Annotated in this window: 7 protein-coding genes; 6 read left to right on the top strand and 1 reads right to left on the bottom strand. The window is 67.7% G+C overall.

Features of this window, described 5'->3' with window-relative positions; translation table 11 throughout:
* Nucleotides 1–99: 99 nt before the first annotated feature.
* The gene (locus HNP98_RS20025) at nucleotides 100–456 is read right to left on the bottom strand and encodes a CoA-binding protein (protein ID WP_173811959.1); all 357 of its coding nucleotides are present in this window, start codon (nucleotides 454–456) and stop codon (nucleotides 100–102) included.
* Between the two features lie 139 nt (nucleotides 457–595).
* On the opposite strand from HNP98_RS20025, the gene rpe reads away from it, so the two are divergent.
* From rpe to HNP98_RS19995, 6 genes are all read left to right on the top strand, one after another.
* A complete protein-coding gene (rpe, locus tag HNP98_RS20020) occupies nucleotides 596–1,309 on the top strand; it encodes a ribulose-phosphate 3-epimerase (protein WP_380267736.1) in 714 nt (237 codons plus the stop codon).
* 86 nt (nucleotides 1,310–1,395) lie between these two features.
* Nucleotides 1,396–3,918 (top strand): carboxypeptidase regulatory-like domain-containing protein, encoded by a 2,523-nt coding sequence (locus tag HNP98_RS20015; RefSeq protein WP_173811958.1) that lies wholly within the window; start codon nucleotides 1,396–1,398, stop codon nucleotides 3,916–3,918.
* A 550-nt stretch (nucleotides 3,919–4,468) separates the two neighbouring features.
* Complete coding sequence (gene nirB / locus HNP98_RS20010) at nucleotides 4,469–6,976, top strand: nitrite reductase large subunit NirB (protein WP_173811957.1); 2,508 nt, start codon at nucleotides 4,469–4,471, stop codon at nucleotides 6,974–6,976.
* Between the two features lie 159 nt (nucleotides 6,977–7,135).
* Complete coding sequence (gene nirD / locus HNP98_RS20005; RefSeq protein ID WP_173811956.1) at nucleotides 7,136–7,486, top strand: nitrite reductase small subunit NirD; 351 nt, start codon at nucleotides 7,136–7,138, stop codon at nucleotides 7,484–7,486.
* A 130-nt stretch (nucleotides 7,487–7,616) separates the two neighbouring features.
* A complete protein-coding gene (locus HNP98_RS20000; protein ID WP_173811955.1) occupies nucleotides 7,617–8,930 on the top strand; it encodes an MFS transporter in 1,314 nt (437 codons plus the stop codon).
* A 168-nt stretch (nucleotides 8,931–9,098) separates the two neighbouring features.
* The gene (locus HNP98_RS19995; protein ID WP_173811954.1) at nucleotides 9,099–12,599 is read left to right on the top strand and encodes a nitrate reductase; all 3,501 of its coding nucleotides are present in this window, start codon (nucleotides 9,099–9,101) and stop codon (nucleotides 12,597–12,599) included.
* The last annotated feature ends 98 nt before the right edge of the window (nucleotides 12,600–12,697 follow it).

Raw genomic sequence — 12,697 nt, 5'->3', positions numbered from 1 at the left:
CTCGTTCAGCAAGTGCCGCGCGAGCCATTATAACCGAATTAAAATTGCTATTGACCAGCATAATTTGGAAATCACCCTGCTTTAAGCCACTACCTAAATTTAATACTGCCCAATCGAGAGCAGCACCAGCGTGCAGGCCTCCTCCGTCTGAATCCCTTGCTGCTGCGCCAGTACTTCCAGCTCGGGGTTTTCGGTGCCGGGGTTGAAGAGGATGCGGCGGGGCTTCAAACTCAAAATATAATCGTACCAGCCGGGCTGATTTTGGGGCCCCACGTAGAGCGTCACGGTGTCGATGCCGGCTTCCTGGGGGCGGTCGGTGCGGATGGGCAGGCCGGCCACCTTGCCCCGGCGGATGCCGACGGGCACCACCTCGTGGCCGTGGGTTTGGAGGGCGTGCACGGCGCGGTAGGCGTAGCGGTCGGGGTTGTCGGTGGCTCCTAAAACGAGGGTTTTCATGCGCAGAGAAAAGTAGCGGGGATAAAAAAGCAGCGGCCGGGCCCCGGGGCTCAGCCGCCTACAAAGTACGGAAAACCGGGCCCGGCCGGTTCGGTTCACCCGCGCGCCAGCCCAGCGCCGGGCCGCTACCTTTGCCGGCATGATGCACCCGCGCCGCGCCCCGTTGCTGGCCCCTTCGTTCCTGGCCGCCGATTTGGCCAACCTGCAAGCCGAAACCGAGCGCCTGGCCACCAGCGCCGCCGACTGGCTGCACTTCGACGTGATGGACGGCCGCTTCGTGCCCAACATCTCCTTCGGCCTGCCCGTGCTGCAAGCCGTGGCCCGCTACGCCCAGCAGCCCATCGACGTGCATTTGATGATTGAGGACCCGCAAAACTACCTGGCCGCGTTCCGCGACGCGGGGGCCGCCGGCCTCACCGTGCACCACGAGGCCTGCCCCCACCTGCACCGTGTGGTGCAGCAAATCAAGCAGCTGGGCTGCCGCGCCGGCGTGGCCCTGAACCCGGCCACGCCCGTGGCCGTGCTCGCCGACATCGCCGCCGACCTCGACGTGGTGCTGGTCATGTCCGTCAACCCCGGCTTCGGGGGCCAGGCGTTCATCCCGCACACGCTGGCCAAAATCGCGGCCCTGAAAGAGCTGCTGCTCGACACCGGCTCCGACGCCCTGATTGAGGTGGACGGCGGCGTGAACGCCGGCAACGCCGGGGCCCTGGTGCAGGCCGGGGCCGACGTGCTGGTGGCCGGCAACTTCGTGTTCTCGGCCCCCGAGGGGCCCGTGGCCACCCTGGCTGCCCTGCGGGCCCAACTCGACGAAGCTCTGGCCGAGGGCCCGGCCGGCCGCGGTCGGCAATAGCCGGGGCCCCGCGTCGTTACTGCCAACATAACTTTTTCCGTTTCTACTTGCCGCACGTGTACTTGTCAGGGTTTTTCAATTGCCGGATGCGGCCGCTGCTGGCCGGGCTGGCGCTGGCCGCCGCGCTGCTGGGGGCCCCGGTGGCCGGACGGGCCCAGGAGGTGCCGGCCGCCGGGGCCCCCGCGGCGGGCACCCTCACGCTCAGCGGCACGGTGCGCGACGCGGCCGGCCAGCCCCTGGAGCTGGTGACGGTGAGCGTGCTGGGCCAGCCCGGCGGCACGACCACCACGGCCCGGGGGCAGTTTTCGCTGGTTATCCGGGCCACGGGGCGGGGCGAGGCGGCCGTGCTGGTGCTGCGCCGCCTGGGCTACCTGCCGCTGCGCCGGGCCCTGGTGCTGCCCGCGGATGCGGCCCATCCGCTGGCCTTCACCCTGCGCCCCGACGCGCAGGCCCTGGGCGACGTGACGGTGCGCGGCGGCCGCGCCGGGGCCGACACCCGCGAGCAGGTGAGCCTGACGCAAATCGACCCGCGCGACGTGAAAACGCTGCCCTCGCCGTTCGGCGATTTTAACGCCATTCTGAAGACGCTCCCCGGCGTGGTGAGCAACAACGAGCTGAGCAGCACCTACAACGTGCGCGGCGGCAACTACGACGAGAACCTGGTGTACGTGAACGGCTTCGAGGTGTACCGGCCGTTCCTCGTCACGGCGGCGCAGCAGGAGGGGCTCAGCTTCATCAACCCCGACCTGGTGCGGAGCGTCGATTTCAGCGCCGGCGGCTGGCAGCCCAAGTACGGCGACAAGCTTTCGTCGGTGCTCGACGTGACGTATAAGGAGCCCGCGCAGTTCGCGGCCTCGCTCACCGCCAGCCTGGTGGGCGGCGCGGCCCACGCCGAGGCCCGCTCCAAGAACGGCCGGGTGAGCTACCTGGCCGGCGTGCGCTACAAGAACGCCCAGTACGTGCTGTCCTCGCTGAAAGAAGCGCAGGGCGGCTACAACCCCACGTTTTACGACGCCCAGGCCTTTGTGAACGTCGGGCTGGGCCCCAAAGACGACCTCCAGCGCACCACCCTGGGCCTGCTGGGCGTGGTGGCCCACAACGACTACCGCTTCACGCCCGAAACCGGCCAGGCCACGTTCTCGACCAACACCAACCAGTTCACGCGGGTGTTCATCGCCTACGACGGGCGCGAGCGGATGCAGTACGACACCTACCAGGGGGGCCTCAGCCTGAAGCACCGCTTCACCAGTAACTGGCAGGGCGAGCTGCTGGGCTCGGCCCTGGTCTCGCGCGAGTTCGAGTACCGCGACGTGGAGGCGGCCTACCGCCTGGCCGACGTGAACCGCGACCCCACCTCGCCCGATTTCAACCAGGCGGTGCGGCAGCGCGACGTGGGCTCGCAGTTCCAGCACGCCCGCAACGGCCTCACGGCCCGCGTGTACACGGCCGAGGCCCGCACCCGCTGGACGCCCGGCCTGCGCCACACCGTGCGCGCCGGGGCCAAAATCGGCCGCGAAAGCATCAGCGACGTCCTCGACGAGTACACCTTCGCCGACTCGGCCGACTACGTGCCCGATGCCCGGCGCACCCGCCTGCGCACCGATTTGGCGCTCGTCAGCACCCGCACCCAGGGCTACGTGCAGGACACCTGGGCCATCGATTCGCTGCGCACGCTCACCTACGGCCTGCGGGCCCACTACTGGACCACCAACGGCCAGCTTGTGGTGAGCCCGCGGGCGCAGTATTCGCAAATCAGCCGCCGCCACCCCAACCGCACCTTCAAAGTGGGCCTCGGCGCGTACGCCCAGCCGCCGTTCTACCGCGAGCTGCGCAACCAGCAGGGCGTGCTGAACCCCGAGCTGCGGGCCCAGCGCTCGTACCATTTGGTGGTGGGCCGGGAGGCGGCCTACAACTGGGGCGGCCGGCCGTTCAAGCTCACCACCGAAGCGTATTACAAGTACCTCACCGACGTGGTGCCCTACGACGTGGACAACGTGCGGCTGCGCTACTTCGCCCAAAACAACGCCCGGGCCTACGCCGCCGGCTTCGACGCCCGCCTCAGCGGCGAGTTCGTGAAGGGGGCCGAATCGTGGTTCAGCCTGGGCGTGCTTACGACGCGCGAAAACGTGGACGGCGACTCGGTGAACCGGGTGACGACGCCCGCCACCGCCACCCAGCCGGCCGTCGTCACCCGCGAGGCCAAGGGCTACATCCGCCGGCCCCAGGACCAGCGCGTGACGGTGGGCGTGTTTTTCCAGGACCACCTGCCCGACAACCCCTCGGTGCGCGGCTACGTGAACGCCGTGTTCGGCACCGGCCTGCCGTTCAGTCCGCCCAACCTGCCCGACCTGCGCGGCCTCGACATCCTCGAAACCAACTACCTGCGCGTCGATTTGGGCTTTTCCAAAATCGTGGCGGTGCGCAGCGGCCCGGCCCCGCACCGCTACTCGCTGCAAAGCCTGTGGCTGGCCCTGGAAATTCTCAACGTACTGGGGGCCAACAACGTGGCCGGCTACAGCTACTTGCAGGACGTGAACGGGGCCACCTACGCCGTGCCCAACTACCTCTCGCAGCGCCTGGTGAACCTGCGGGCCATCGCCCGCTTTTAGCGCGGCCGGCCGCGCCGGCCCAGGTCGATGGACCCGCCGGGGCCCGGTCACGCCACCAGGCACCGGGAGGGCACCACGGCTGCAAGGGCTGGTGTACGGGTGTGCAGGTGTGCGCAGGGGCGGGGCTGGCCCGCGCCCGTCGCGGCACGGGGCCCCGCCAGCCGGTCAACGACGGGCGGAGGCCAGCCTCTACTCCACGCAAATGGGCCCTGCAACCGCCCTGGTGCTGCTTCTGCGAGAAAAAACGGGAATCCCTTGCCGCGCCGGTTCGCCCGCTGGCCGGCGGTTGCGCACGCGGGTATTCCATAGGGGAGGGGTTTAGAATTATAGGCATATTCTGAAAAATTATTGACTTATTTATCGATTACCCCTTTTTATGAAAGGGGTAATCGATTAGATTTGCAATGCGCAGCCTGCATGCACCCCAAATTAATAGGGGGCACTGGGCTTTGTTGCCATTCTTCCCAGGCCCGGCTGCTCCGGCTGGCTGGCCCGTCCCATCCCACCCACCCCGTCCGCCTATTACACACCCCTACCTATCCCGGTCAGCATGGCAGCGCAGCAACTCCCCACCGTCGTTGTCATCGGCAACGGCATGGTCGGCTACAAATTTTGCGAGAAGCTCCTCGCCAAATCGACCGCCTTCAACCTTGTTGTTTTCGGTGAGGAGCCCCGCGTGGCCTACGACCGGGTGCACCTGAGCGAGTACTTCGGCGGCAAAACCGCCGACGACCTGCTGATGGCCCCCCAGCAGTGGTACCACGACCACGGCATCGCGCTGCACCTGGGCGACGCGGTGCAGGAAATTGACCGCGCCAGCCAGACGGTGCACTCGCGCGGCGGCCTGGTGCAGTCCTACGACTACCTGGTGCTGGCCACCGGCTCGTCGGCCTTCGTGCCCGACATCCCGGGCGTGGAAAAGCAGGGGGTGGCGGTGTACCGCACCATCGAAGACCTGGAAGAAATCAAGGCCGCCGCGGCCACGGCCCGCGTGGGGGCCGTGCTGGGCGGGGGCCTGCTGGGCCTGGAGGCCGCCAAGGCCCTGCTCGACCTGGGCGTGGCCGAAACCCACGTCATCGAATTTGCCCCGCGCCTGATGCCCCGGCAGATCGACGCCGCTGGCAGCGCCATGCTGCAAAGCAAGCTGGAGGCCCTGGGCCTGAAAATTCACCTCAGCAAGGCCACGGCCAGCATCGGCGGCAACGGCCGCATCGACGCGCTGCACTTCGGCGACGGCTCCATCCTGCCCGTGGACATGCTGGTGATTTCGGCCGGCATCCGGCCCCGCGACGAGCTGGCCCGGCTGGCCGGCCTGGAGGTGGGCCTGCGCGGCGGCATCACCGTCAACGACCAGATGCAAACCAGCGACCCGCGCATCTTCGCCATCGGCGAGTGCGCCCTGCACGGGGGCATGATTTACGGCCTCGTGGCCCCCGGCTACGACATGGCCGAGGTGGTGGCCAGCCAGCTGTTGCAAGGGGCCCGGGCCTTCACCGGCTTCGACATGAGCAGCAAGCTCAAGCTGATTGGCGTGGACGTGGCCAGCTTCGGCGACCCCTTCATCGCCGAGCCGCACAGCCGCAGCATCGTGTTCGAGGACGCGCACAGCGGCATCTACAAGCGCATCAACCTCAGCCCCGACGGCAAGTACCTGCTCGGCGGCGTGCTCATCGGCGACGCCGAGGCCTACAGCATGCTGCTGCAAACCGTCAACAACAAGCTCGTGCTGCCGCCCCACCCCGAAGACCTCATCCTGGGGGCCCGGGGCGGCGAGGGCAGCGATAGCGGCGCCAACGTGCTGAACCTGCCCGACGAGGCCCTGATTTGCTCGTGCGAGGCCGTGACCAAGGGGGCCATCTGCGCCGCCGTGGCCGAGCTGAGCGTGACCACCGTGGACGGCATGAAGAAGTGCAACAAGGCCGGCACGGGCTGCGGCGGCTGCGTGCCGATGGTGAAGGACCTCATCAACGGCACGCTGATGGCGCAGGGGGCCTACATCAAAAACGTGCTGTGCGAGCACTTCGACTACTCGCGCCAGGAGCTGTTCGACCTGCTGAAAATCAACGACATCCGCACCTACGACACGGCCCTGAACCGCTTCGGCAGCGGCGACGGCTGCGAAACCTGCAAGCCGGCGGTGGGCAGCATCCTGGCCGGGCTCTGGAACGACCTGATTGTGAAGCAGAACGTGATTCAGGACACCAACGACCGCTACCTGGCCAACATCCAGAAGGGCGGCTCCTACTCGGTGATGCCGCGCATGGCCGGCGGCGAGGTGTCGCCCCGGCAGCTGATGGCCATTGGGCGCATCGCCGAGAAGTACAACCTGTACACCAAAATCACGGGCGGCCAGCGCATCGACATGTTCGGGGCCCACGTGAGCGACTTGCCCGACATCTGGGAGGAGCTGATTAACGAGGGCTTCGAGAGCGGGCACGCCTACGGCAAGAGCCTGCGCACCATCAAAAGCTGCGTGGGCAGCACCTGGTGCCGCTACGGCCTGCACGACAGCGTGACGTTTGCCATCGAGCTGGAGAACCGCTACAAGGGCATCCGCTCGCCCCACAAGCTGAAAAGCGGCGTGAGCGGCTGCGTGCGCGAGTGCGCCGAGGCGCAGGCCAAGGACTTCGGCGTCATCGCCACCGAGAAGGGCTGGAACCTGTACGTGTGCGGCAACGGCGGGGCCAAGCCCCAACACGCCCAGCTGCTGGCCGGCGACATCGACCAGGAAACGGTGGTGCGCTACCTCGACCGCTTCCTGATGTTCTACATCAAAACCGCCGACCCGCTGACGCGCACCGCCGTGTGGCTCAACAAGATGGACGGCGGCATTGCCTACCTGCGCAACGTAATCGTCAACGACAGCCTCGGCATCTGCGCCGATTTGGAGGGCGAAATCGCGCTGCTCATCAAAAACTACTTCTGCGAGTGGAAGGAAGTGGTGGACAACCCCGAGCTGCGCAAGCAGTTCACCCACTTCGTGAACGCGCCGAAGGTGAAAGACCCGACGATGAAGTTCGAAACCATGCGCGGCCAGAAGAAGGTGGCGGAGTGGTAGGATAGGGCCCCCGGCGCGGTAGAGACGCGACACCTCGCGTCTGGCCGCTGAACGGTAACCGTTGCGGCTGGCACCGGGCAGCGATGGAGACGCGAAGTGTCGCGTCTCTACGGGCACAGCGCCTCTACGGGCACAATACAATCAATCAACCAACCCCTTATGGAAGCTGCAACCGCCGTGACCTGGCTGCCCGTGTGCAAAACCACCGACATCCCCGCCGACGGCGGGGCCTGCGCCCTGGTGAAGGGCGAGCAGGTGGCCATCTTCAACTTCGCCCGGCGCGGCGAGTGGTACGCCACCCAGAACCTGTGCCCCCACAAGCAGCAGATGGCCCTGGCCCGGGGCATGATCGGCAGCGCCGGCGAGGCCTGCGAGCCCAAAGTGGCCTGCCCGTTCCACAAGCGCACCTTTTCGCTGCTCACGGGCGCGTGCCTGAACGGCGACGAGTGCGCCATCCAGACCTACCCCGTCAAGGTGGAAGGCGACGACGTGTACATCGGCTGGGCCTGAGCGGTAAAACGGAGTGGCATTCCGTTACGGGTTGAACAGCCCCGGCGGCCCCCCGTTGCGAGTTGCAAATGCCCAACGATTAACGGAGTACCACTCCGTTTTACAATAACCATCAACAAACCAACTGCTTATGGACGCCACCGCTACCGCCCAACAGCCCCTGACCCGGCTCAACATCTTTGCCGCTGCCGGTGTGCAGATGCGCACGTTTCACCTCACGTGGCTCACGTTTTTCATGTGCTTCTTCGGGTGGTTCGGCATCGCGCCGCTCATGCCGCTGGTGCGCGAGCAGCTGCATCTCGACAAGGGGCAGATTGGCAACATCGTCATTGCCTCGGTGTCGGCCACCATCCTGGCGCGGCTGCTCATGGGCAAGCTCTGCGACACCATCGGGCCGCGCCTGGCCTACACCGGGCTGCTGGTGGCGGGGGCGCTGCCGGTGATGTTCATTGGCCTGAGCCACAGCTACGAAAGCTTCCTGCTGTTCCGGCTGGCCATTGGCATCATCGGGGCCGGGTTTGTCATCACGCAGTTCCACACCTCCATGATGTTCGCGCCCAACGTGGTGGGCACGGCCAACGCCGTGACCGGCGGCTGGGGCAACCTGGGCGGCGGCATCGCCAACATGCTGATGCCGCTGGTGGCCGCCGGCTTCGTGGCCCTGGGCTGGGCCACCAAGGCCGACTCGTGGCGCTACGCCATGGTGGTGCCCGGCGTGCTGCTGCTGGTGATGGCCGTGCTCTACTACCGCTACACCGAGGACACGCCCCGCGGCAACTACGCCGACATTCAGCGCACGGCGGCCGCCAAGCCCAAGGGCACCTTCCTGCTGGCCCTGCGCGACTACCGCACCTGGCTGCTGGCGCTGGCCTACGGGGCCTGCTTCGGCATCGAAATCACGGTGGACAACGTGGCCGCCGTTTACTTCGTGGACCACTACGGGGCGTCGCTGGTCACGGCGGGCCTGCTGGCCGGCACCTTCGGGGGCATGAACCTCTTCGCCCGGGCCCTGGGCGGCATCGTGGCCGACCGCACCGGCCGCACCCACGGCCTGAAAGGGAAGTGGCTGCTGCTGAGCGGGATGCTGGTGCTCGAAGGCATCGGCATCGGCTTTTTCTCGCTGGCCCCGAGCCTGGCGCTGGCCATCGCGGCCATGCTGGGGTTTGCCCTGTTCCTGAAAATGGCCAACGGCTGCACCTACTCCATCGTGCCCTTCGTGAACCGGCAGGCCATCGGCAGCGTGAGCGGCATCGTGGGCGCGGGCGGCAACCTGGGGGCCATGCTGGTGGGCTTCCTCTTCAAGTCGAAAGACATCACCTACAGCACGGCCTTCCTGTACATTGGCTGCGGGGTAGCCGCCGTGGGCGGCCTGGTGCTGCTGGTGCGCCTGGTGGCGCAGGGGGCCGAAGCGGAAGCCGGAGCCCCGGCCGTGGCCCTGGCGTAGTTTTTAGCTATGGGTTATGAGTTATGGGCTGGGATGGTTAAACCGAGCGCTTGCCCACATTTTCCACCTTCGATTCCCGCCTGCCCACAACTCATAACTCATAACTCATAACCCATAACCCATAACCCATAACCCATAACCCATAACCCACAACCCATAACCGAACCGATGTCCACCAAAACCCCTGCGCTCCCCTCCATCTGCTGCTACTGCGGCGTGGGCTGCGGCGTGCTGGTCGAGCCGTTGCCCAACGGCGACGTGGCGGTGGTGGGCAACCCCGACTACCCCGTGAACCTGGGGGCCCTGTGCAGCAAGGGCCTGAACCTGCAGTACACCGTGAACGACCGCAGCGACCGGCTGCTGTACCCGCAGATGCGCTACAGCAAGGGCCGGCCCTTGCAGCGCGTGGGCTGGGACGAGGCCTTGCAGCGCACGGCGGCGGTGTTCCAAACGTTCATCGCCAAGTACGGGCCCGACTCGGTGGCGTTCTACGCCTCGGGGCAGTGCCTGACGGAGGAGTACTACGTCATCAACAAGCTCATCAAGGGCTTCATCGGGAGCAACAACATCGACACCAACTCGCGCCTGTGCATGAGCAGCGCGGTGGTGGGCTACAAAATGGCCCTGGGCGAGGACAGCGTGCCGGGCTGCTACGACGACGCGGCGCTGGCCGACTGCTTCCTGGTGGCCGGGGCCAACCCCGCCTGGTGCCACCCCATTTTGTGGCGGCGCGTGGAGGCCCGCAAAGCCGCGCACCCCGCCGCCAAGCTCATCGTCATCGACCCCCGCGCCACCGATACCTGCGCCCTGGCCGACCTGCACCTGCAGCTCATTCCGGGCACCGACGTGGTGCTGCTGCAAGCCCTGGCCCGCGTGTTGATTGAGAACGGCGACGTGGACGCGGATTTTTTGGCCCACCACGCCGAGGGCTACGAAGCCTACCGCGCCCTGGTGCTGGCCCGCCCGCTGGCCGAGGCCGCCGCCCTGTGCGGCGTGCCGGAGGAGGACATCCGCCTGGCGGCCCACTACATCGGCTCGGCCAAGGCTTTCCTATCGATGTGGACGATGGGGCTGAACCAAAGCGCCGTGGGGGTCGACAAAAACCTGTGCCTGCTGAACCTGCACCTGCTGACGGGCCAGATCGGCAAGCCCGGCGCGGGGCCCTTTTCGCTCACGGGGCAGCCCAACGCCATGGGCGGGCGCGAGGTGGGCGGCCTGAGCAACCTGCTGCCCGCGCACCGCACCCTGGCCAACCCCGCGCACCGGGCCGAGGTGCAGCAGTTCTGGGGCAGCGGGCCGCTGGCCGCTACGCCGGGCTACACCGCCACCGAGATGTTCGAGGCCCTGGAAGACGGCCGGCTGAAGGCCATCTGGATTTTGTGCACCAACCCGGTCACCAGCCTGCCCAACGCCCGGCAGGCCGAGGCCGCCCTGGCCAAGGCCCGGTTCGTGGTGGTGCAGGAGGTCAGCAACCGGTCCGAGGCGCTGGCCTACGCCGACGTGGTGCTGCCCGCCGCCGGCTGGGCCGAGAAGGAAGGCACCATGACCAACTCGGAGCGGCGCATCGGCCACCTGGCGCGGGCGACGGCCCCGCCCGGCGAGGCCCTGCCCGACAGCGAAATCATCTGCCGCTTCGCCCGGGCGATGGGGTTCCCGGGCTTCGACTTTGCCAACGCCGAGGCCATCTACCTCGAGCACGCCCGCCTGACGGCGGGCACCAGCATCGACATCAGCGGGCTTACTTACAGCATTTTGAAGGAGCGCGGCTCGGTGCAGTGGCCCTACCGCGCCGGGCAGGCCGCGCCCGACACGGCGCGGCTCTTCACCGACCGGCAGTTCCACACCCCCAGCAAAAAGGCGGTGCTGCACGCGCCGCCCGCCGCGTTTCGCAGCGAAGCGCCCGACGACGAGTTCCCGTTCATCCTCACCAACGGGCGCATCCGCGACCAGTGGCACACCATGACCCGGACGGGCAAGGTGAGCAAGCTCAACCAGCACAGCCCGCGGGCGTACCTGGAAATCCACCCCCGCGACGCGGCGGCGCTGGGCGTGGCCGAGGGCGGGCTGGTGCGGGTGGCCTCGCGCCGGGGCGAGGTGCGGGTGGCGGCGCGGCTCTCGGCGGGCATCCGGCCGGGGGTGGTGTTTTTGCCCATTCACTGGGGCAAGCTGCTGGGCTCGGACCTGAACCGGGCCAACAACCTGACCTCCGACGCGGTGGACCCCGTGTCCAAGGAGCCCGACTTTAAGTTCTGCGCCGTGCAGGTGGCCAAGTACTGCCCGCCCAAGCGCCGCATCGTGCTGGTGGGGGCGGGGGCCGGGGCGTTTGGCTTCGTGAAGGCGTACCGCGAAATCAACCCGGACGACGAGCTGATTATCTTCAGCAAGGAAAACTTTCCCTTCTACAACCGCGTGATGCTGCCCGACTACATCAGCGGGCAGCAGGAGTGGGCGCAGCTGGTGAAGATGCAGGCGGCCGAGGAGGCCGCCTACCGCCTCGACCTGCGGCGCGGCGTGAGCGTGGAGGAAGTGCACCGGGCCGAAAAGTACGTGCTCGACTCGCGCGGCGAGCGCACGGCCTACGACGTGCTCATCCTGGCCACGGGCAGCCGGGCGGCGGTGCCGCGCCAGGTGCCCAAGCTGCCGGGCATCTTCTCGATGCGGAGCCGCACCGACGCCGACGAGTTCCGGGCGCACCTGCCCGCCGGCGGGGCCCACGTGGTGGTGGTGGGCGGGGGCCTGCTGGGCCTTGAAATGGCCGCCTCGCTGCGCGAGGGGGGCACGCGGGTCACGGTCATCCACCGCACCTCGCGCTTCCTCGACCGGCAGCTCGACGCGCTGGGCAGCCAGCTGCTGCGCGAGGAAATGGAGAACCAGGGCTGCGAGCTGTACTTCAACGACGAGGTGGAGCTGTTCTACGGCCGCGAGCGCCTGACCGGGGTGGGCCTGAAAAGCGGCCGCCGCCTCGCCTGCGACGCCCTGATTCTGGCCGTGGGCACCACGCCCAACCTGGAGCTGGCCCGCGACTGCGGCCTGGCCTGCAAGCGCGGCGTGGTGGTGGACGCGCACCTGCAAACCAGCGACCCCGACGTGTTCGCGCTGGGCGAAATTGCTGAGTTTGGGGGCGTGCTCTACGGCATCACGGCGGCGGCCGAGCAGCAGGCGGCCGTGCTGGCCCGCTACCTGGGCGGCGACGTGGCCAGCCGCTACCCGGGCAGCACGTTCGTGAACATCATCAAGATTCACGGCTTCGACCTGTGCAGCATCGGCCTGCCCGAGGCCCCCAACGCCACGGATTACGAAGAGATTGTGTTCGTGGACAAGGCCAAGCGCTCCTACAAAAAATGCGTCGTGCACCAGGGCCGCCTGGTGGGGGCCATCCTCATCGGCGACAAACACGAGTTCCGCGAGTTCCGCGAGCTGATTGTGAACAAGACCGAGCTGGGCGACAAGCGCCTGCAGCTGCTGCGCGGCGGCAGCCCGCCCGTGCCGGTGCTCGGCCCGCTGGTGTGCAGCTGCAACGGCGTGGGGGCCGACAACCTGCGCCAGGCCGTGGCGGCCGGCTGCGGCTCACTCAAGGCGCTGGGCGCCGCCACGGGGGCCGGCACGGGGTGCGGCTCGTGCCGGCCCGAGGTGCAGCGCATCCTGGAGCAGGCCCTGGTGGTGGCCTAGCGCCCCCGCCCGTAGCCGCCGATTGCTAAATACTTACTTACTTGCCCGTCCTGGCCCACCGCCCGCGCCCCCGGGGGCCGAGCGGGGCGGCCCGCCCC

The sequence above is a fragment of the Hymenobacter caeli genome (genome assembly GCF_013294115.1).
GTDB classification, from domain to species: Bacteria; Bacteroidota; Bacteroidia; order Cytophagales; family Hymenobacteraceae; genus Hymenobacter; species Hymenobacter caeli.
The sequence above is the reverse complement of the archived record's forward strand: the minus strand, read 5'-3'. Positions and strand labels throughout refer to the sequence as shown.

What these genes read in the sequence shown, in the direction of transcription:
- HNP98_RS20025 (WP_173811959.1), bottom strand. Translation starts at nt 456, where the DNA reads ATGAAAACCCTCGTTTTAGGAGCCACCGACAACCCCGACCGCTACGCC.
- rpe (WP_380267736.1), top strand. Translation starts at nt 596, where the DNA reads ATGATGCACCCGCGCCGCGCCCCGTTGCTGGCCCCTTCGTTCCTGGCC.
- HNP98_RS20015 (WP_173811958.1), top strand. Translation starts at nt 1,396, where the DNA reads ATGCGGCCGCTGCTGGCCGGGCTGGCGCTGGCCGCCGCGCTGCTGGGG.
- nirB (WP_173811957.1), top strand. Translation starts at nt 4,469, where the DNA reads ATGGCAGCGCAGCAACTCCCCACCGTCGTTGTCATCGGCAACGGCATG.
- nirD (WP_173811956.1), top strand. Translation starts at nt 7,136, where the DNA reads ATGGAAGCTGCAACCGCCGTGACCTGGCTGCCCGTGTGCAAAACCACC.
- HNP98_RS20000 (WP_173811955.1), top strand. Translation starts at nt 7,617, where the DNA reads ATGGACGCCACCGCTACCGCCCAACAGCCCCTGACCCGGCTCAACATC.
- HNP98_RS19995 (WP_173811954.1), top strand. Translation starts at nt 9,099, where the DNA reads ATGTCCACCAAAACCCCTGCGCTCCCCTCCATCTGCTGCTACTGCGGC.